We start from the raw sequence: 20,662 nt of genomic DNA, 5'->3' as shown, positions 1-20,662 counted from the left end.
CCGGCGGATGGCGTGCGCAAGAGGGGGCGGACTTCGACCTTTGGCGTAGTCCGGTCGCCCGGCCCGGAAACGACAACGGCGCCCCCCGGGGCGCCGTTGTCGTGGATAGGCGGGCGCTGCCTTACTTGCCCAGTTCGAACACCACGTCCAGGTTGATCGAGACGGTGGTCTCGCCAGGCGACACCGGGGGGGCACCGCTGGCGTCACGCGCTTCCATCTTGGCCATGGCCATCATCGGGACCGGGCGGAAACCGCCGTTGCCCTCTGAAATGCTGACGATCCGGCGCACTTTCAGCCCCAGCGACCTGGCATAGGTTTCGGCACGCGACTGGGCTTTCTTCAATGCGGCGAGGCGGGCTTCGTCGTACACCGGCTCCGGGTTGTCGATCTCGAAGCTGGGGCCATTGATCTGGTTGGCGCCCACGCCGGCCAGCGCATCCAGCACCTTGCCCAGCTTGGCGATGTCGCGGACCTTGATGCTCACGGTGTTGTTGGCCTGGTAGCCGGTGATCTTCGGGGCTTCGTTCTCGGCGTAGCGATACTGCGGGTTCAGGCTGATGCCGCTGGTCTGCACGTCCTTGTCGGCGATGCCGGCGGCCTTGATGGCCGACACGACCTTGGCCATCTGCTCGCTGTTCTGACGCATGGCCGTGTTGCCGTCCACGGCCTGCGTCACCACCCCGGCGGAGATGGTGGCGATGTCCGGCACGCGCGACGCGTCGGCCTGCGCCGAGACGTTGAGCAGGGTGCCGTCGGAAGGCACGGCGTAGGCGGGTGCGGTCTGGGCGTGGCTGGTCATGGCGACGGTGGTTCCAAGGGACAGGGTCAGGGCGAGCAGCAGCGGGCGGATCAGGGGCAGGCGCATGGGATCTCCTTTTCGTGGTTCGAGTGGCGGGCACCCGGGTCGTCGGCGACGCGCAAGGGTGTTCACGATGACATGAACGCGTCGTGATCCGGCGCAGGGTTAGCGGGATCCGGCCGGCATCAGCGGTCATTCAGTCAGGCGCCGCGGGTTATTCTTTCGCGATGCTCTATCTGGCCTCCCAATCCCCGCGACGTGCCGAACTGCTGACCCGCCTGGGCCTGTCCTTCGGACGGATCGACCTCGATATCCCTGAACACCGCCAGCCCGGCGAGCCCGCCGTCGACTATGTCCGCCGCGTCGCCCGCGAGAAGGCGGGTGCCGGATTGCTGAAGGTCGTGGCTACCCCGGATGCCGTGGTGCTGGGGGCCGATACCGAGGTGACCCTGGGCGACGAGGTGTTCGGCAAGCCGGTGGACACCGCCGATGCCGCCGCCATGCTGCGTCGCCTGTCCGGCCGCACGCACCAGGCCGTCTCCGCCGTCTCGGTGGTCAGCGCCTCGCGCGAGGCGCAGGCGCTGGTGGTCACCGATGTCAGCTTCGCCGAGCTGGACGAGCATGACATCGCGGCCTATGTCGCCAGTGGCGAAGCGATGGGCAAGGCGGGGGCCTACGGTATCCAGGGGCGTGCGGAGCAATTCGTCACCCGCCTGTCCGGCAGCTATTCGGCGGTGATGGGGCTGCCGCTGCACGAAACGGCGAAGCTGCTCCGCGACTTCGGCATCCATCCGTCGGCATCCGCCGCTGCTGTGTCAGCCTGAGGGAAGGACCCCATGTCGGAAGAAATCCTGGTCAACGTCACCCCGCGCGAAACGCGCGTCGCGGTGATCGAAAACGGCATGCTGCAGGAACTGCACATCGAGCGCGGCTGGCGCCGGGGCGTGGTGGGCAACATCTACAAGGGCAAGGTGCAGCGGGTGATGCCCGGCATGCAGGCCGCGTTCGTCGAAGTGGGACTGGACCGGGCGGCGTTCCTGCATGCGAACGACATCGTGCGTTCGTCGCCGGGCGCGGTAGCCGATGGTGAAGACGCACCGCTGCCCACGCCGCCGGCGGCACCGATCATGGACCTGCTCCGCGACGGGCAGGACATCGTGGTGCAGGTGGTGAAGGATCCCATCGGCAGCAAGGGCGCGCGGCTCACCACGCAGATCAGCATTCCGTCGCGCTACCTGGTGCTGTTGCCGCAGTCGAAGGTGATCGGCGTGTCGGCGCGCATCGAGGACGAAACCGAGCGCCAGCGCCTCAAGCAGGTCGTCGGCGAACTGGCCGGCCTGCACGGTGGCCACGGCTACATCATCCGCACCAATGCCGAGGGCCAGCCGGCCGAGGCGCTGGCCGAAGACATCGCGTACCTGTCCCGCGTCTGGAACGTGGTGGAGCGCCGCGGCCGCGAATCGCCTTCGTGCAGCGTGCTGTACGAAGACCTCAGCCTGCCGCTGCGCGCCGTACGCGACCTCATCCGCAAGGACGTGGAAAAGGTCAAGGTCGATTCGAAGGAAACCCACGAGCGCCTGCAGGCGTTCGTGGCCAAGTACATGCCGGTACTGGCCGAACGGATCGAACTCTATTCCGGTGAGCGGCCCATCTTCGATCTCTACGGAGTCGAGGACGAAATCGGTCGCGCGCTGGACAAGCAGGTGCCGCTGAAGTCCGGTGGCTACCTGGTGATCGACCAGACCGAGGCCATGACGACGGTCGACGTGAACACCGGTTCGTTCCTGGGCCAGCGCAACCTGGAAGAAACCGTCTATCGCACCAACCTGGAGGCCGCGCAGGCGGTCGCGCGCCAGCTGCGGCTGCGCAACCTGGGCGGCATCATCATCATCGACTTCATCGACATGGACGATCCGGAGCACCGGCGTCAGGTGCTGCGCACGCTGGAAAAATCGCTCGCCAAAGACCACGCCAAGACCACGGTGTACGAATTCTCGCCGCTCGGCCTGGTGGAGATGACGCGCAAGCGCACGGTGGAAAGCCTCGCGCGCCAGCTGTCGGAACCGTGCCCGGAATGCAGTGGCCGCGGCAGCATCAAGACCACCGAAACCGTCACCTACGAGATCTTCCGCGAGATCACGCGTGCCGTGCGCCAGTTCGAGGCCGCGCGCCTGCTGGTGATCGCATCCCCCAAGGTGGTCGCCCGCATCACCGATGAGGAATCGACCGCGGTCGCGGAGCTGGAGGAATTCCTCGGCAAGTCGATCCGCTTCCAGGCCGACGAGCAGTACCTGCAGGAGCAGTTCGATGTCGTGCTGCTGTAAGGCCAGGGGGCGGGCGTCGGCATTCGGAAGCCGCAAGAGCGGATCCCGGCGTCTGCGTTCCGGGCGACCGAACGCAGACACCCGCATCCCGGCGAGCGTCGCGAACTGATGCCCACGCCGCTGCGCCGCCGCCTGCGCCTGGCCCGCCGGGGTGCCGTCTACGGCATCGCCGTGGTGCTGGTGTGCATGGCCGTGGTGCTCGGCATCGCCAGCCAGGTGTTGCCGTTGGCCGAACGCCATCCGGACCGCGTCGCCGCATGGTTGAGCGAGCGTGCCGGACGGCCGGTCGCCTTCGATGCCGTGAAGACACAATGGACGCGACGCGGGCCGCTGCTGCAGCTCGACGGCCTGCGCCTGGGCGAAGGCGACAGCGGCGTGCGCATCGGCCAGGCGGAAGTGCTGGTGTCGATGTACGGCGGCCTGCTGCCCGGTCGTTCGTTCACCGAATTGCGCCTGCGTGGCCTGTCGTTGACCTTGCAGCGTGGTGACGACGGCACGTGGTCGGTGCGGGGTCTGCCGGGGCAGCAGCAGTCCGGCGACGATCCGCTGCGCAGCCTCGAGGGGTTGGGCGAGTTGCAGGTCATCGACGGCAGGCTCGCCATCGTCGCGCCTTCGCTGGGCTGGGACATCCGGCTGCCTGAGATCGATCTGCGCCTGCGGGTCGAGGGCGACCGGGTGCGTGCCGGCACACGGGCGTGGATCAGCAAGGACGCTGCGCCGCTGAACGTCGCCGTGGACTTCGACCGCAAGGCGGGCGATGGCCGTGCGTACCTGGATGTGTCCGCGGACGATATCGGCGCCTGGTCGCCGTTGCTTCGCTATGCCGGTGTCGTCGCCGAGCGTGGCAAGGGACGCGTGCAGGCGTGGACGGAATTGCGCCGTCATCGCGTGGTGCTGGTGACGGCGGACGCCAACCTGCAGCAGGTCGGGCTGCGCGGCGCGCCACTGGCGGATGCGGACGCGCCGACCCGGATCGCGTTCGACCAGATGGAAGGCCGCATGCGCTGGCGCCTGGTCTCCGGCGGCTGGCGGCTGGACGCGCCGCACTTGCGCGTGGGCACGGCGCCGGCCGTGCAGACGTTGGATGGCCTGGTGCTGGCCGGCGGCCAACGCTATGCGCTGCTGGCCGACCAGGTGGATGCGGCGCCGTTGTTCGCCGTCCTGGGCCTGAGCGACAAGATCGACGCCGGCCTGCGCCGCTGGCTGGTGCAGGCACGGCCGGGCGCACGGCTCGCGCGACTGACCCTTGCCGGTCGCCGCGACGGCGGGCTGCGTGCGGAAGGCCGGTTGCGCGACATCTCGTTCCGGACCGTGGGCGATGCCCCCGGTCTCAGCGGCCTTGCCGGCGACTTCGACGGCGACGCGGAGGGTTTCCGGCTGACGCTGGATCCTGCGTCGGTGATGCGTTTCGACTGGCCCAGCGGATTCGCCGTGGTGCACGACGTGCGACTGAAGGGCGATGTGCTCGGCTGGCGCGAAGGCGGCGGGTGGCGTGTCGGCACCAGCGCGCTGCACGTACAGGGCGAACAGTACGCGGCCGATGTGCGCGGCGGGATGTGGTTCCAGGGCGACGGCACGCGGCCCTGGATCGACGTGGCGGCGGACCTGGCCGATGCGCCCGTCCCGGTGGCGAAAGGTTTCTGGATCCACCACAAGATGTCGAAGGCGGCCGTCGACTGGCTGGATGCCGCGCTGGTCGGCGGCACCGTGCGGAACGGGCGTGCGATCGTCAGCGGCGACCTGGACGACTGGCCGTTCAATGATCGCGACGGTCGCTTCGAGGCGGTCGCAAACATCGAGCGTGGGCAGTTCAAGTTCCAGCCGGAGTGGCCGCCACTCGAGCAGGTGGATGCCGACATCGCCTTTATCGGCAACGGATTCGAACTGAAGGGACGAGGCGCGTTGGGCGGCGTTGCGATCCCGGCGTTCCAGGCCGGCATCGCCGATTTCGCCGCGGGCGATCTGAAGATCGCAGCGCGTACCGACACGGAGGCGGGCAAGCTGCTGGCATTGCTGAGGCAGAGTCCGTTGCGCAAGACCTACGGCGACACCCTGGACCACCTGCAGGCCAAGGGACCGGTCGCGGCGACCTTCGACCTGCTGCAGCCGCTGCATGCCGCAGAGCAGACACGCAAGAAGCTCGCCGGCACGGTGGACCTCAAGGGCGCGCAGTTGTCGGAAACGCGCTGGAACCTGGTGTTCGACAACGTGCGTGGCAAGGCGAAATACGACGACGGCGGTTTCGCGTCAGGCCCGCTGCAGGTGGTGCACGACGGACTGCCCGGTGTGCTGGGCCTGCGCGCAGGCAGCGGCACGCGCGACCGCAATCAGGCGTTCGAAGCCGACCTGTCCGCAGCCGTCGATGCCGACCGCCTGCTCGATCGCGCGCCCGAGATGGCATGGCTGAAGCCCTACATGGACGGGCGTTCGTCGTGGACCGTGGGCGTGACGATTCCGCGTACGCCGACGGGCGCGGTGTCTCCGCCCACCCAGCTCAGCCTGACGTCCGATCTGGTCGGCACGGCAATGAGCCTGCCGGCCCCCATGCGCAAAGCGTCCGCAACGCCACTGCCGACGACGGTCCGCGCCCCCTTGCCCATCGGCAGCGGTGAGATTGATGTGGCGTTCGGCGATCTGCTGGCGTTGCGCGCGCGCACTACCAACGGGCAGACCGGGGTGCGTGTCGTACTCGGCAGCGACCGGGTGATGGACGCGCCGCCATCGTCGGGTCTGGTGGCGACGGGGCGCACCGGAACCCTCGATGCGATGGAGTGGATCGCGGTCGCGCGCGGCGGGAGCGATGATGCCCATGGCGTGCCGCTGCGGCATATCGATGTCACTGCCGAGCGTCTGCTGATGATCGGTTCGGTGTTTCCCGACACGCGCCTGCAACTCGCGCCGGCGCAGCAGGCACTGGCGGTGTCGCTGGATGGCGATGCGCTGTCGGGTGCCCTGCTGGTGCCCGATGCGAAGGGTGCGCCGATCGCCGGCAAGCTGGCGCGCGTGCACTGGCGCAAGGCGCCCGTCGAAGGTGCGCCGGTCGCCGCGTCGGGCGCGCGCGCCGCCACCGACGACATCGATCCCGCTGCCGTCCCGCCGCTGTCGCTGGACGTCGAGGATCTCCGTTTCGGCGATGCGCGATTGGGCACGGCCAAACTGCGCACGCGCCAGCAGGCCGATGGCATGCACGTGGACCAGTTGCAGCTGCGCTCTCCCGGCCAGCAGATCGACGTGCGTGGCCAGTGGACCGGCACGACGTCCGCCGCCCGCACGCGTTTCGCGGCCGATGTGAAGAGCGAGAACTTCGGGGTGCTGTTCGACGATCTTGGCCTGGGCGATAGGGTGGGGGGCGGTCATGGCCAGATCAGCGCCGAGGCCGCATGGCCGGGAAGCCCTGCCGCGTTCCGCCTTGCCGCACTCGACGGCAACGTGAAGCTGGCCGTGCGCGACGGTCACCTGCTCGAAGTGGAACCCGGCGCGGGCCGTGTACTGGGCCTGCTGAGCGTGGCCGAGGTGCGGCGCCGGCTGATGCTCGACTTCAGCGACTTCTTCTCCAAGGGCTTCGCGTTCAACCGCATCGACGGCGATATCCGGATCGGCGGCGGACTGGCACGCAGCGACAACCTGCTGATCGATGGTCCCGCGGCCGAGATCGCGATCCGCGGCGATACCGACCTGCGCAGCGAACGGTTCGACCAGACCGTCGACGTGAAGCCCAAATCCGCCAACGTGCTGACTGCCGTCGGCGCCGTGGCCGGTGGCCCCATCGGTGCGGCGGTGGGCGCGGTCGCCAACGCAGTGCTGAAGAAGCCCCTGTCCGAGATGGGCGCCAAGACCTATCGCGTCACCGGCCCGTGGAAGTCGCCCAAGGTCGAGGTGGTGGGACGCGAACAGTCTCGCGTGCGCACGGACGACGACCGTACCGACAGCGCGGGCGCGCCCTGACGCCGCCTGTCCGCGGCCGCGCTTGCCGCGGCCGTTTTCCGCCCCCATTGTGATGACCATGACTCTGCCGATCACGCTCGCCGAAACCCGCCTCCTCCTGCCTGCCGGACTGGACCCGTCCGGCCTCGACCGCGCCTTCGGCACGCTGCTGGGTCCCGGGATCGATTTCGGCGACCTGTACTTCCAGCACGCCCGACGCGAGAGCTGGACGGTCGAGGACGGCATCGTCAAGGACGGGGCGCATTCGATCGAACAGGGCGTCGGCGTGCGCGCCATCTCCGGCGAAAAGACCGGATTCGCGTATTCGGACGACATCAACGCGCAGGCACTGCTCGAGGCGTCGAAATCGGCACGCGCCATCGCGCGCGACGGCGCGACCCACGCGCCACGCACGCTGGTACGCAGCGGCGGCCGCGCGCTGTACGCCGGCGACGATCCCATCGATGCGATGGGGAACGATGCCAAGGTCGAGGCGCTGCGTGCGGTGGATCGTTTCCTGCGCGCGGCCGATCCGCGCGTGCAACAGGTCACCGTCAGTCTCTCCGGCGGCATCGATACCGTGCTGGTCGCGCGCAGCGACGGGGTGATGGCCTCCGATGTGCGCCCGTTGGTGCGCTTGAACGTGCAGGTGATCGTCGAGCAGAACGGACGCCGCGAATCCGGCTATGCCGGCATGGGCGGCCGCTACGGTTATGCCGAACTGTTCGCTGACGGCAAGCCCGAAGACCTCGCGCGCGAGGCGCTGCGCCAGGCGCTGGTGAACCTGGACGCCATCGACGCGCCCGCCGGCATCATGCCGGTGGTGCTGGGCAGCGGCTGGCCGGGCGTGCTGCTGCACGAAGCGATCGGGCATGGCCTGGAAGGCGACTTCAATCGCAAGGGCACCAGTGTGTACGCCGGCCGCATCGGCGAGCAGGTGGCATCGAAGGGCGTCACCATCGTCGACGACGGCACGCTGCCCGGACGCCGCGGATCGCTCAACATCGACGACGAAGGCACGCCGACGAACTGCACCACGCTGATCGAGGATGGCGTGCTGGTCGGCTACATGCAGGACACCCACAACGCGCGGCTGATGGGCGTCGCCCGCACGGGCAACGGTCGTCGCGAATCGTTCGCGCACCTGCCGATGCCGCGCATGACCAACACCTACATGCTGGCCGGGCAGGACGATCCGGAAGACATGATCCGCTCGGTGAAGAAGGGCCTGTACGCGGTCAATTTCGGCGGCGGGCAGGTCGACATCACCAGCGGCAAGTACGTGTTCTCGGCCACCGAGGCCTACCTGATCGAAGACGGCCGCATCACCGCGCCGGTGAAGGGCGCCACCCTGATCGGCAACGGTCCGGACACCATGCAGAAGGTGAGGATGATCGGCCACGACCTGGCGTTGGACCAGGGCGTCGGTGTCTGCGGCAAGGACGGCCAGAGCGTGCCGGTCGGCGTGGGCCAGCCGTCGCTGTTGATCGAGGGCCTGACGGTAGGCGGGACGAAAGCGTGATGCATTCCTGGCTGTCCCTTCTCCCGTCGGGAGAAGGTGCCCCGAAGGGGCGGATGAGGGTGCGGCGGAGTCCATGACGCCTGCCTCGCACGGACTTCGCCGAACCCTCACCCCAACCCCTCTCCCGAGGGGAGAGGGGCTATTCCGTCTCGTCGTCTTCGGGGGCCTGCGTATCGAGCGAGGACAGTACTTCGCGCAGTTCCCGGAAAAGTTCGCGGAACGCGCGCGGCGGTTTGTTCTTCGCTTTTTCGTCGAGCGCGTTGCGCACGAGTTGTCGGAGCTTCTGCCGGTCGGCCGTCGGGAATTCGTCCAGCAGGTCCGCCAGCGCCTGGTCGCCGCCGGCCAGCAGGCGGTCGCGCCATTGCTCGGCGCGATGCAGCAGCGCCGTCTCGCGTCGCGCGGCGTCGCCGCCTTCGTCCATCGCATCGCGGATGGCTTCCAGTACCTCGTCCTCTTCCCGTCGCATCTGCTTGGCCAGGAACTGCAGCTGGCGCTTGTGCGCGATGTGCGAGGTGATGCGCTGGGTTTCCACGATATGCGGCATCAGCTCCTCCGGAATCGGCAGGCGCGCCAGCTGCGCGGGCGGCAGCGCCACCAGTTTTTCGGCCAGGCTGCGGATCTCCAGCGCTTCGCCCCGCTGCTGGGTACGGCTGGGGCTGAGGAATTCGCCGGTTTCGGGGTCGCGTCCGCGCATGGTGCTGCCTCTCTCTCTCGCTTCCGTCGCATCGCGCGGACGCCTGGATTCATCCGATCCTGCCCTGCGGGCGCGGATCACAGGACACAAGGATAAAGCATTGAACGCCACCGACCTGACGTCCCCCGACCAGAGCCTGGCCCGGCTCGAACGCCTGGAAGCGCTGTCGCTGCGCCTGCTGGAGCGCGCCCGGGCGCAAGGCGCCACGCAAGCCGAGGTCAGTTGCAGCGAAGAGACCGGCCTCAACGTCAGCGTGCGCCTGGGCGACGTGGAGACGGTGGAGTCGACCCGCGACCGCGGTATCGGCGTGACCGTGTACTTCGGGCAGCGCAAGGGCAGCGCCAGTACGGCCGACCTGCGCGAGGAAAGCCTGGAAGCGACGGTGGCGCAGGCCTGCGCCATCGCCCGTTATACCGAGGACGACGAGGCAGCCGGGCTGGCCGATGCGGCGCTGATGGCGTCCGATGCCCCCGACCTCGACGTCTGGCATCCGTGGGCGCTGGAGATGGACCACGCGGTCGACCTGGCGATGGCCTGCGAGGCGGCGGGACGCGAGGCCGACGCGCGCATCGAGAATTCCGACGGCGCGTCCGTCGGCAGCGGCGAAAGCCTGTCGGTGTACGCGAATTCGCACGGGTTCGTCGGCAGGGAGCGGGAGACCCAGCACACGATCGGCTGCGCCTTGATCGCAGGACAGGGCGATGGCATGCAGCGCGACGGCTGGTACAGCACGGCGTTGTCGCATCTGGAACTGGACGATCCAACGTCGATCGGGCGCAAGGCAGCACAACGCACGGTCTCCAGGTTGCAGCCGCGGCCGCTGGCGACGGGTGCATATCCCGTGCTGTTTTCCGCTGAGGTCGCCCGGTCGCTGATCGGCCACCTGCTCGGCGCGGTATCGGGGGGCGCGCTGTACCGGAAAGCCAGCTTCCTGCTCGACCACGTGGGCCAGCGGATCTTCCCGGACTGGTTCGCCATCGAGGAGCTGCCGCTGTTGCCGCATGGGCTGCGCTCGGCGGCGTTCGATGCCGAAGGCGTGGCGACGAAGCGTTCGCATCTGATCCGCGACGGCGTGCTGGAGCGCTACGTGCTGGGAAGCTATTCGGCGCGCAAGCTCGGCCTGCAGACCACCGGCAACGCCGGTGGCGTCCACAACCTGCAGGTGCAGGCCAACGCCGGAGGATTCGAGGACCTGCTCGCGGGCATGCGCACGGGACTGCTGGTCACCGAGCTGATGGGGCAGGGGGTGAACGGCGTGACCGGGGATTACTCGCGGGGTGCGGCCGGCTTCTGGGTGGAAGGCGGCACGCTCGCCTACCCGGTCGACGGCATCACCATCGCCGGCAACCTGAAGGCCATCTTCGCCGGCATCGAGGCGGTGGGGCGCGACGTGGATCGTCGCTCGCATGTCGGCATCGGCTCTGTCCTGGTCGGCCGGATGACCGTCGCGGGCGAGTGACGGGGCGCGGCTGCGCGACCCTGGCCGACGGCGCCATCGTTACCCGTTATGCTTGGCGTGCGGAGTGCTGCGGGGGATCGCGGCGCTCGACCGCCCACCACAACACTTTCGGGGAATCATCCAGATGAGCGAATTCGACAACGTCACAGCACCTCCGCCGCCGGCCACGGGCGATGCACCGCAGGACCAGCGCACGATGTCGCTGCTGGGGCACCTGCTGGGCATCATCACCGGGCCGATCGGCGCGCTGGTCATCTGGCTGGTGAGCAAGGACGACGCTTCCAAGGGCTTCGTCGTCGACCAGTCCAAGGAAGCGCTGAACTTCCAGATCACCGTGCTGATCGCGTTCGTGATCTCCTGGATCTTGGCCTTCGTGCTGATCGGCCTGCTGCTGATGCCGCTGATCGGCATCGCCAATCTCGTGCTCTGCATCATCGCGGGCATCAAGGCCAACAATGGCGAGTCCTACCGTTATCCGTTCGCGCTGCGCCTGATCAAGTGATCGCACGCCAAGCGTGATGGGAAAGCCCGGCCATGCCGGGCTTTTTTATTGTTAGGTGTCAAGCGGTGGACAGGCACCTAGAATCCCGCGGACCCGGCGCGCGCGTCGCATCAGCGACGCAGCGGGCGCGCGGTTCGTCCGACTCACAACAGGGAATTCGCATGTCCACCTCGAACGTTTCACCGGAAGAACGCTCCGCAGCCCTCATCACCTACCTGCTCACCGCTTTCCTCGGCATCATCGGCGCGGTGATCGGTTGGGCGGTCTTCAAGGACAAGGGACCTTTCGCCAAGGATCAGACCAGCGAGGCGCTGAACTGGGCGATCTCCGTCACCATCGCCTTCGTCCTGCTGTGGATCGTGGTGGTCGTGCTAGCCATGGTGTCGGCCAAGTTGGCGGTGCTGGGAAGCTTGCTGTACATGGCCCTCGGCCTCGCGAGCTTCATCCTGTGCATCATCGCGGCGCTGAAGGCCAAGGACGGGACCGCGTATCGGTTTCCGTTCGGTCTGCGCCTGGTCAAGTAAGCGACCTTCGCGCGGCAAGAAAAAGCCCGGCATCGCCGGGCTTTTTTGTCACTCAATGCGAACGATGGATCGCGAGATCGCCGAGTGAACGAAGGGCGTCGCCGCGAGCGTCATACACCGACAACGCCTCGCGCATCCGCGCATCGAGTTCCCTCAGTTTCGCCTTCGCGCCTTCCATGCCGAGCAGCGCCGGATAGGTCGACTTCGCCTGCGCCACGTCCTTGCCGGCGGTTTTGCCCAACTGGTCGGAACTGGCTTCGATGTCGAGGATGTCGTCGCGTACCTGGAACGCGAGGCCCAGCGCATCGGCGAAATCATCCAGCCGCGCCAGCGTGCCGGCGTCGGCGGCGCCAGCCAAGGCCCCCATGCGGACCGCGGCGCGGATCAGTGCCCCCGTCTTCAGCGCATGCATCCGTTGCAGGTCGTCCAGTGGCTGCCGTGTGCCGGTGGCGTCGATGTCCAGCGCCTGGCCTCCGCACATGCCGGCGGCGCCGGAGGCCCGCGCCAGGGTGCCCATCCATGCCACGCTCAGCGCGGCGTCGACGTCGGCGTCCGCCAGTTGTTCGAATGCGCGCGTCTGCAGCGCGTCGCCGGCGAGGATGGCGGTGGCCTCGTCGAAGGCGACATGCACGGTGGGTTTGCCGCGACGCAGGTCGTCGTCGTCCATCGCCGGCAGGTCGTCGTGGACCAGCGAATAGGCGTGGACCAGTTCCACCGCGATCGCGGGCGCATGCAGGGTGGCTTCATCCGCCTGCAGCAGCGTGCCGCTGGCATAGACCAGCAGTGCGCGCATGCGTTTGCCGCCGCCGAGCACGGCATGGCGCATGGCGGCATGCAGGCGGTGCGGGGCGGCGTCGGACGGCGGCAGTGCGCGGTCCAAGTGGTCTTCCAGCGCTGCGGCCCACGCCGCGAGACGCGGCTCAGCGGCCATCGGGCGCGGGTGCGAAGGGTTCGCCGTTCTCCGGCTGTTCCGGATCGGTCAGCAGGCGCACGCGCAACTCGGCCTGCTCGAGTGCCGCCTGGCACTGCCGGTACAGTCCGACGCCACGCTCATAGGCCGCAAGCGAAGCTTCCAGGCTGAGGTCGCCGTGTTCCATCTTCTCGACCAGTTGCTCGAGCTCATCCAGCGACTGCTCGAAATGGGCGACGGGTGAGGCTCCTGCGGGGGTCTTCTTTGCCATGGGGCAAGTGTGGGGATCGCGTGCGGTCAGGTCAAACCGCCCGGTGGGCTCAGCCGCGTCGCCACACCAGGCGGCGGTCGCGGTCGCGCAGCCAGGCGTCGCATCCGGCGGAGAGGACGAGGTCGCCGGCGGCCCAGAGCTCGTCGCTCTGCCAGAGCAGCGGCAGTTGGCGCCGCTCCCAGGGCGGGACGCCGCACGACTGCAGCACGTCCTTCAGCGCATGCCGGTGCGCGCGGCCGGGCAGGGCGATGCGCTCGCCACCCCGGCGCGCGGTCAGTCGGAGACGGGGGGCGATGGGCTCTCCCTCACCCTCCAGTGTTAGCGTTCCGCCATCGGGCAGGGTGAGGGGGACGTTGCCATCCCACGTTGCCTGCCACGTGCCGGGCAGCGCAGTGCGGAGGCGTTCGGCATGCAGCAGGCCGCGCCAGCGCCTCACCACCGCGCCCTGCCAAGCGAATTCCGCCTGCGCATCGTCGCGCGCGGTCAGCAACTGCGCCTCGATCTGCGCCACGCCCTGCGCAGGCAAGGAAGGCAGCGACAGCGTTTCGATCCATCGCCGCAGCGCGCGGGCACGCGCGCGAGCATCCTCCGACCGCAGCGTGGCGACGCGGAGCGCCGCAGGGTCTGCCGTGGCCGCGCGGGCCAGCAGTGCGCGATCCTGTTGCGCCAGCAGGTCTGCGCCCGCCGCGCTCAGCGCGGCGCTGCGCGCAAACGCGGCATCGGTGTGCGGCCAACGCTGCCGCAGCAGGGGCATCACCGTGTGCCGCAGGAAGTTGCGGTCGAATGCCGTGCTTTCGTTGCTGGGATCGTCGATCCACCGCAGCGCGTGGGCGTCGGCGTACGCCTCCAGCAGGGCGCGCGGTGTATCCAGCAGCGGACGCCATTGCCACCCCGGCCCGAATGCGCGCCACGGTCGCATGGCCGCGAGTCCTTCAGGGCCGGACGCGCGAAGGGCGCGCAGCAGGAACGTTTCAGCCTGGTCTTCGCGATGGTGTGCGGTCGCCAGGAGGTCGCCGGGCGACATGGCCGACGCGAAGGCGCCATGCCGTGCGCGCCGTGCCGCGGCCTCCGGGCCTTCGCCCCGCGAGGTATCGACGTGCACGCGGTGCACCTGTAACGGCACGCCGAGTGCCCGGCACGTCGTTTCGCAATGCGCTGCCCATGCGTCGGCCTGCGGTTGCAGTCCGTGATGGACATGGATCGCCTGCAGTCCTCGCGCGCGTACGTCCGGATCCTGTGCCAGCCGGTGCAGCAACACCGTCGAATCCCGTCCACCACTGAACGCCACCCACACCCGGCCCGCGACCGGCGACGGCGACAGGGCGAGCGAAGGAAGGGCAGGGTGCTGCATGCGTGCATGCTAGCGGCGAAGCGTGCGATGTGCAGCCGGTCACACCGCGATCGACGGCGCGTTGACGGTGTGTGAACCGGCCACGGGCGAGGATGATCGCGTCACCGAAACGAAGGAGAACGCATGACAGCGTCCACGGCCTCATCCCTTGCGGAAACCCGGCGACAGCACGCGCTCGACCGTTACCACGTGCTGGATACCCTACCTGCCACGGTGTACGACGACCTGGTGACGCTCGCCGCGGCGCTCTGCGGCACGCCCATCGCGGTGGTCTCGCTGATCGACCGGGATCGCCAGTGGTTCAAGGCACGCCTCGGACTGGATGACCACCAGACCACGCGGGATACCGCCGTCTGCGACCATGCGATCCGGCATCCGGAGGACCTGCTGGAGGTGCAGGACCTGAGCGAGGATGCGCGCTTCACCGACTTCCCCATCGTGACCGGCGACATCAAGGCGCGCTTCTATGCCGGCATGCCGCTGGTGACCGGCAACGGTGAGGCGATCGGGACCGTCTGCGTGGTCGACACGCAGCCCCGCCGGCTCAGTGGCCAGCAGAAGGCCTCGTTGCGGTCGCTCGCACGCGTCACGATGGCGCTGCTGGACGCGCACAGGGCAGAGCACGACGCATCGGCGCTCGCTGCGCTCCAGGCCGGCACGCCCGCGGTGGTCACCGATACGGCGGACGCGCCTGCGTTCACGGTAGCCATCATCGAGCTGCAAGGCATGGCGGACGCCGTGCGGCGGTTGGGGGAACGGGTGCTGGAGCGGAAGCTGGAGGGGCTGGGGACGGATTTCGATGCCTGTGTGCAGCCCGCACGGGGCGATCACGTCGGTCGGGTCACCGGCAGTGCCGAGTACGTCGTGCTGCTCCACGGTGAGCAGGCGGATGCGCGCGTGGATGCGCTTCGCGACGCGGCGCGACGTGCCGGACAGCGTGAGGGACTGTCGATGCTCGTGGGGGCCGCCACCGCCCTGCCGGGCGAGGCCATGCATCTTGTCTACCTTCGTGCGGAAGAAGACCTCAGTCGGCAGAAGGATACGGTCTCCGACAGGCGCGCTGCCTGACGAGGACTGGGCCGCGGGACGGCGCCCGCGTCCACCGTGCGCAGGGTTTCGCAACCCATGGCGCCGATGCGGCCAGGCGCGGGTGGCGGGCATGCCGCGGGTTCACCCGATGCGCGGCGGATCCGCGGTGCGGACGGAGATCTCCGCCCGCCATCGGGCGAGGCCCATGGCCACGCGTGCGGGGTGCGGCGATCTGCGGCATGCTCGTCATCGGTCCCGCCGCTGGGGAAGCATGTCCCGCCTTCGCCGTTCCATCGCCCGCGTGCTGGTGGCGCTGATGATCCTCATCCCGGCGGTGTCGCTGGCGATGTACGCCTTCAATCCGTTCGGTGCGCGCTCGATCGATCCGCGACAGCGCGTCCTGGGGCACGGCCTGTACCGTGTGCCTTCGTCCAGCATGCTGCCCGGCATCGTGCCCGGCCAGGTGCTGGTGACACGCGCCGGCTACTACACCCGCCATCGTCCGCAGCGCGGTGACGTGGTGACGTTGCTTGTGCCCGAACACGCGGGCCAGGTGTGGCTACAGCGCGTCGTCGGGCTGCCCGGCGAATGGGTCGGGATCGTCGACGGCAAGGTGCACATCAACGGTGTTGCGCTGGATGAGCCGTACGTCGCGGCGCAGAACGTGCGCACGGGCTACGCCCTCGCGTTCGCGCCGGTCAGGGTGCCCCAGGGGCACTACTTCATGATGGGCGACAATCGCGACAACAGCGTGGACAGCCGGATGCAACCCATGACCCGGCGCGAGGACATCACCGGCAAGGTCGTGGGGCTGTTCTGACGCGATCTAGGCGTGCGGCAACGTGGCCAGCTCCCGTTTCGCCACCTCGATCCAGTCCCGCTGCTCGCGCTGGTAGTAGCGCGGCGCGGCGTCGGAGCGGTCGAGGATCTCCTGGAACACGCTGCGTGCGCGGGCATGCTCGCCCTGGCGCTTGAGCAGCAGGCCGAAACGCGCCCGCGCCTCCTCGCCCGGATAGCCCTGCACCACGGCCTCGTACTCGTGGATCGCGGCGGCGGCATCGGCGGTGTCTTCCACGGTGCGCGCGTACAGCAGATGGCCGTCGACGGAACGGAAGCCGGGATTGGCCGCGATCAGGGCATCCAGCGTGGCACGCGCCTTCGCCGACTCGCCCAGGCCGAACTGCGCCTTCGCCAGTCCCAGCATGAGGTCGGGATCGCTGGCGTACAGGCCCTTGAGCGCCTGTTCGTACAGTTCGGCGGCCTGTGCGTAGTCGCCGCTGCGCAGGCTTTCGTCGGCCAGCCGGCGACGGTTCTCCGGCGTGTCTGCCGCCTTGAGCAGCCTGGCGGCGTCGCGGCGGTCGCGCTCGGGGTCGATGCGGTTGCGCACGTTGCGCACGGTGCGGCGGGCGGACGGGCTGTGGCGCAGGTCGGGCAGGATCTCGGCGATGAAATAGATGATGGCCGACAGGAACGGGAAGACCAGCAGGATGAAGACCCAGTAGAGGGGGCGACCGGTGCGCACCACGTGCACGCAGCACGCGATCTGGACGGCATAGGTCAGCAGCAGGAGTGGGCTCATGCGGTAATGGAAGTGGCGGCGGAGCGCCAAGCATCGGCCATCCGCTTGACCGGCGCCAGCGCAGGGCGCCGGCCGGCCGCATGCGCCTCGCACCATGATGTGCGGCGCCGGTCACAGCAGTGCGGGCGAACGCTCTGCGACGATGCCGCGTCCGACCATCGGATGGCGCGCGCCCGTTTCGGGGAATGAGGCGAGCGTGCCGCCGACGTTCCCCACGCGTCCCCTGGAGTCGGTACCCGATGCCTTTGCCCGTGTTCGTCCGGCGCCGCCGCGCGCCGGTGTTTTCCGTGTTGGCCGTCATGGCGCTGACCGCCTGCTCCGCACCGTCCGACGACACGGACGACGCGCCGTTCTGGAGTCGCGCGCGCGTCGCGTCGGCCTCCCCGGCGGGGATGGCCGGTGGCACGGCCACGACGGCGTCCGCCGAAGCGCAGGCCGCTCCGCCGCAGAACATCAATATCGACCCGGTCCCGTCCGGCCGCTATCGCATCGTGAGCGTGGCGAGCGGTCTGTGCATCGAGGTCCGGGAGGGGAGTGCCGCCAACGGCACCCCGCTGGTGCAATCGGTCTGCGATGCCACGCTGCACCGGCAATTCTTCGATATCGCCGAGACGACGACAGGGCAGTACCGACTGCGCAACCTGGCCACACAGAAGTCCGCCGACATTCCCGCAGGATCGGGCGCCGACCACGTCATCGTGCAGCAGTGGGAGGACAACGGCAGCGGCGCGCAGCGATTCCGCCTGCAGCGGATCGACACCAGCGACCGGTACCGCGTCGTCAACGTCAACAGCGGAAAGTGCCTGGGCATCACCGCCGCGTCCACCGCGGCGGGCGCCGTACTTGAGCAGCTCGCGTGCGCCGCGGTGCCGGCACAGCAGTTCCACCTGGGCGCGGGCGAGCCCGAGGCGGTGCGGCAGAACGGCACGCAGCCGCTGTTGCCGCCGCCGCGGCCGGTGCCGCCCTCGGCCACCTACCAGCCGCTCCTCTGGCCCGACGATGCCGCACCGGTCCTCTACACGCAGGACGACGGTACCCTGGTGACCCACGTCGGTGGCCGCGTGCGCGATCGCCATGCGCGCGAACCCATCGTCGACGACAGCTACCAGGTGTTCCCGCCGCAGTATTTCGAACGGCGCACGCACGAGATCGTCATCCACGACGATGCGGTGCCCGGCACGTCGGGCGAGCAGCGCATCCTGACCATCGTGGTCAGGCCGCAGCACTACTGGTACGGCACCAATTTCCGGCACGGCTACATCGGCCGGCGCAGCGAGGATCCGCTGGCGCCTACCTCGGTCGCGCTGTACGCGGACAACGGCGGCATGAAGCTGCTGCCTGGCGGCGTGGTCGGGCAGACGCCGATCACCGGCTACGCGCAGCTCGGGCAGGACCCCGGCAGCAACTACACGCCGCCGGCCGGCACGCCGGGCAACGCCTTCGTGCTGGTCAAGGAGATCCGCACCGCCGCCAACGAATCGCACCGGCCGCTGCGCAAGGGCGACCTGGTGGAGTTCGAGCTGGGCATCTTCCTGGCCGGCAATCCCGACCTCATCGGGCGCTTCAACTACTACGCCGAAGCGCTGGTCTACCGAGCGGGATCGCACGGCATCGTGTCCTGGTTCCGCGGGCCCGGCTACGGCGTGCAGCGTCCGCTGGACTCGCTGGCCATGCCGGGCGAAGCACTCAGTGCCGGTCCGTGGATGACGCTGCACGAGGACACCTCCAGCGAGCCGTTCCGCATGCTGCAGCAGGCGTCGCACAACATCGCCGGCTACAACATGCAGTCGTGGGCCGAAGGACGCCGGCTGATCCATACCTCGTTCGCCAGCGGTCGCCATTCCGAGGAGAGCAACACCGTCTTCGCTGCGCATGCCGGCAAGGCGGCGCCGCGCTTCTCGCAGACGCGCTGCGTCGACTGCCACACCGGCAATGGCCGCAGTTCGCCCGTGGTCGGCGCGCCGCTGAATCGCCTGGGCGTGTTCGTCGGGGTGGCGGGTGCGGGCACGCAGGCGCCGGATGCACGCTTCGGCTTGCGCCTGCAGCAGGGCACCTATCGCGAAGCCGGCGCCAACCTCGACGGGCGCGAAGCCGAACTGGTGCTCACCGGGTACACTGAGCTTCCGGGCCGCTATGCCGATGGCAGCGGTTATGTGCTGCGCCGCCCGACCTATGCGCTGCGCGACCGTGCCGGTCAGCCGCTGGCGATGCCGACGGCGCTGTCGGTACGCGTGGCGCCCTCGCTGATCGGCCTGGGTCTGCTGGAAGCCGTCCCCGAGCAGCAGCTGGAGCGACTGGCGCTGGCGCAGCAGGGTGATCCCGATGGGGCCGCCGGGCGGCTGCAGGTGGTGGCCGATGCGCGCGATGCGGGACTCAGCCGCGTCGGACGGTTCGGTTGGAAAGCGGGCACGGCGACGCTGGAACAGCAGACATCGCTCGCGCTCAACACCGACATGGGCGTCACGACACCGCTGATGCCGTCGCTGGAATGCGCACGCGGCAGCCAGGGCACGGCGTGTGCACAGGTCGACAACGGCAGCGCAAGACTGACGGCGGCCGACATCCACCACACCACGCTCTACCTGAGTCTGTTGGGCGTGCCGCCGCGACGCGACTTCGACAATCCGCTGGAACAGGACGCCCAGGCGCGCGCCCGGCAGCTGCGCGTGAAACGCGGTGCGCAGCTCTTCGACGCCGCGCGATGCAGCACCTGCCACGTCCCGGCACTGCGCACGGGCCACCACCGGTTCGTCGAACTGCGTTACCAGACCATCCGGCCGTACACCGACCTGCTGCTGCACGACATGGGGCCGGACCTGGCCGACACCTACGTCGAAGGCCGCGCCACCGCCCGAGAGTGGCGGACCGCGCCGCTGTGGGGCCTCGGCCTTGCGTCCAGCATCGATCCGAACGTGCGCTACCTGCACGACGGTCGCGCCGCCACGCTGGAGGAGGCCGTGCTGTGGCATGGCGGACAGGGGACGGCGGCGAAGCAGCGGTTCGAGGCGATGAGCGCCGAGGACAGGCGTGCGCTGGTGGATTTCCTCAGGTCGTTGTGACCCCGCGCTGTCCTGCCGGCGATCAGCGCCGGCCGGGACAGCCCTGCATCGACAGTCGCGCCAACGCACGCGGTAGCGCGGTATCGGCATCGAATCCTCCGGCCTTCGCCGCGAGGTGGCGATAACGGTTGGCGAAGCGTTCCGGACGACATGCGGGGTCGTAATACGACGGACCTTTCATTAGCGCGATCAGCAAAACGCGTTCCTCGGGCACCAGATCGGCCAGCGGTCGGCCGTACCAGGCCTGCGCCGCCTGTTCGATGCCCCGGGCGTTGCGGCCGAATCCGCTCTCCGCCAACACCGTGTCGACCATCCGTCCGATGCTCCAGGTGCGACTGACGTGAGTCGTGGCCGCCAGTTGGGTGAGGTGCCAGCGCGTAGCGGCCGACTGACCTGCATCTTGTCGTATCACCAGAGCACGTCCTGCACGGCCGAGCAGTCGCAGCTGGTGACCGAGGGGTTCGCGTTGCCGGCCCGAGTAGTGCCAGAGCGAGTAGCCCCAGATGCTGACGGGGTTGAGGCGTGGCACGTCCTCGATGGCGCCTGCTTCAACGTCCAGATAAAGCGCTCGCAACGCCGGCGTAGCGCGGTAGCGATTCGGATCGAGGTCGTCGGGAAGTCCGGAAGCGCCGTAGGCATGCAGACCGAAGCAGAACCCCGTGACGAGTGTCGCAACTGCCAGCAGGGTCCCGAGGGTGGCTCTGAGCCAGGCCAT

Annotated in this window: 17 protein-coding genes; 10 read left to right on the top strand and 7 right to left on the bottom strand. The window is 68.9% G+C overall.

Annotated features, from left to right (window positions below):
* Positions 1–121: 121 nt before the first annotated feature.
* Positions 122–865: an SIMPL domain-containing protein gene (locus ACSQ19_RS02315; RefSeq protein WP_296280327.1), complete on the bottom strand. Its 744-nt coding sequence runs from the start codon at positions 863–865 to the stop codon at positions 122–124.
* Between the two features lie 161 nt (positions 866–1,026).
* Between ACSQ19_RS02315 and ACSQ19_RS02310 the strand changes: the two genes are divergently transcribed.
* The 4 genes from ACSQ19_RS02310 to tldD all read left to right on the top strand — a co-directional run bounded on the left by ACSQ19_RS02310 (position 1,027) and on the right by tldD (position 8,569).
* Positions 1,027–1,623, top strand: a complete 597-nt coding sequence (locus tag ACSQ19_RS02310) for a Maf family protein (protein WP_435999729.1) — start codon at positions 1,027–1,029, stop codon at positions 1,621–1,623.
* Positions 1,624–1,635: 12 nt separating this feature from the next.
* Positions 1,636–3,123 carry a ribonuclease G gene (rng, locus tag ACSQ19_RS02305; protein WP_296280330.1) on the top strand — a complete coding sequence of 496 codons (1,488 nt, stop codon included), beginning with the start codon at positions 1,636–1,638 and terminating at the stop codon, positions 3,121–3,123.
* Between the two features lie 108 nt (positions 3,124–3,231).
* Complete coding sequence (locus ACSQ19_RS02300) at positions 3,232–7,068, top strand: YhdP family protein (protein WP_435999727.1); 3,837 nt, start codon at positions 3,232–3,234, stop codon at positions 7,066–7,068.
* Positions 7,069–7,126: 58 nt separating this feature from the next.
* Positions 7,127–8,569, top strand: a complete 1,443-nt coding sequence (gene tldD, locus ACSQ19_RS02295; RefSeq protein ID WP_436001059.1) for a metalloprotease TldD — start codon at positions 7,127–7,129, stop codon at positions 8,567–8,569.
* Positions 8,570–8,708: 139 nt separating this feature from the next.
* Here the strand turns inward: tldD and yjgA are convergent, their stop codons facing one another.
* Positions 8,709–9,263, bottom strand: coding sequence for a ribosome biogenesis factor YjgA (gene yjgA / locus ACSQ19_RS02290; protein WP_343125249.1), 555 nt, complete (start codon positions 9,261–9,263; stop codon positions 8,709–8,711).
* 100 nt (positions 9,264–9,363) lie between these two features.
* Here yjgA and pmbA point away from each other — a divergent pair, with 100 nt between their 5' ends.
* The 3 genes from pmbA to ACSQ19_RS02275 all read left to right on the top strand — a co-directional run bounded on the left by pmbA (position 9,364) and on the right by ACSQ19_RS02275 (position 11,748).
* Positions 9,364–10,722, top strand: a complete 1,359-nt coding sequence (pmbA, locus tag ACSQ19_RS02285) for a metalloprotease PmbA (RefSeq protein WP_435999725.1) — start codon at positions 9,364–9,366, stop codon at positions 10,720–10,722.
* Positions 10,723–10,846: 124 nt separating this feature from the next.
* Entirely contained in the window at positions 10,847–11,224 is a 378-nt protein-coding gene (locus ACSQ19_RS02280; protein WP_296280339.1) for a DUF4870 domain-containing protein, read from the top strand.
* A gap of 161 nt (positions 11,225–11,385) precedes the next feature.
* Positions 11,386–11,748: a DUF4870 domain-containing protein gene (locus ACSQ19_RS02275; RefSeq protein ID WP_299342773.1), complete on the top strand. Its 363-nt coding sequence runs from the start codon at positions 11,386–11,388 to the stop codon at positions 11,746–11,748.
* A 52-nt stretch (positions 11,749–11,800) separates the two neighbouring features.
* On the opposite strand, the gene ACSQ19_RS02270 is transcribed toward ACSQ19_RS02275, so the two are convergent.
* From ACSQ19_RS02270 to tilS, 3 genes are read right to left on the bottom strand one after another with little or no spacing between them, the layout of a single operon-like run.
* Positions 11,801–12,679, bottom strand: coding sequence for a polyprenyl synthetase family protein (locus ACSQ19_RS02270; protein ID WP_435999722.1), 879 nt, complete (start codon positions 12,677–12,679; stop codon positions 11,801–11,803).
* Complete coding sequence (locus ACSQ19_RS02265) at positions 12,669–12,929, bottom strand: exodeoxyribonuclease VII small subunit (RefSeq protein ID WP_435999720.1); 261 nt, start codon at positions 12,927–12,929, stop codon at positions 12,669–12,671. Before ACSQ19_RS02265 ends, ACSQ19_RS02270 begins: the two co-directional genes overlap by 11 nt.
* Before the next feature lie 49 nt (positions 12,930–12,978).
* Complete coding sequence (tilS, locus tag ACSQ19_RS02260) at positions 12,979–14,280, bottom strand: tRNA lysidine(34) synthetase TilS (protein ID WP_435999718.1); 1,302 nt, start codon at positions 14,278–14,280, stop codon at positions 12,979–12,981.
* A 123-nt stretch (positions 14,281–14,403) separates the two neighbouring features.
* Here tilS and ACSQ19_RS02255 point away from each other — a divergent pair, with 123 nt between their 5' ends.
* Both ACSQ19_RS02255 and lepB read left to right on the top strand, forming a co-directional pair.
* A complete protein-coding gene (locus tag ACSQ19_RS02255; RefSeq protein WP_435999716.1) occupies positions 14,404–15,348 on the top strand; it encodes a GAF domain-containing protein in 945 nt (314 codons plus the stop codon).
* Between the two features lie 232 nt (positions 15,349–15,580).
* Entirely contained in the window at positions 15,581–16,129 is a 549-nt protein-coding gene (gene lepB / locus ACSQ19_RS02250; RefSeq protein WP_435999714.1) for a signal peptidase I, read from the top strand.
* A gap of 6 nt (positions 16,130–16,135) precedes the next feature.
* Here lepB and ACSQ19_RS02245 read toward each other — a convergent pair whose 3' ends face one another.
* Positions 16,136–16,888 carry a tetratricopeptide repeat protein gene (locus ACSQ19_RS02245; RefSeq protein WP_296280350.1) on the bottom strand — a complete coding sequence of 251 codons (753 nt, stop codon included), beginning with the start codon at positions 16,886–16,888 and terminating at the stop codon, positions 16,136–16,138.
* 239 nt (positions 16,889–17,127) lie between these two features.
* On the opposite strand from ACSQ19_RS02245, the gene ACSQ19_RS02240 reads away from it, so the two are divergent.
* The gene (locus ACSQ19_RS02240; RefSeq protein ID WP_435999712.1) at positions 17,128–19,947 is read left to right on the top strand and encodes a di-heme oxidoredictase family protein; all 2,820 of its coding nucleotides are present in this window, start codon (positions 17,128–17,130) and stop codon (positions 19,945–19,947) included.
* A gap of 22 nt (positions 19,948–19,969) precedes the next feature.
* Here the strand turns inward: ACSQ19_RS02240 and ACSQ19_RS02235 are convergent, their stop codons facing one another.
* On the bottom strand, positions 19,970–20,662 hold the full coding sequence (locus ACSQ19_RS02235; protein WP_435999710.1) for a transglycosylase domain-containing protein: 693 nt from the start codon (positions 20,660–20,662) through the stop codon (positions 19,970–19,972).

The organism is Pseudoxanthomonas sp. LjRoot127, from assembly GCF_964253495.1.
Classification (GTDB): domain Bacteria; phylum Pseudomonadota; class Gammaproteobacteria; order Xanthomonadales; family Xanthomonadaceae; genus Pseudoxanthomonas_A.
The sequence above is the reverse complement of the archived record's forward strand: the minus strand, read 5'-3'. Positions and strand labels throughout refer to the sequence as shown.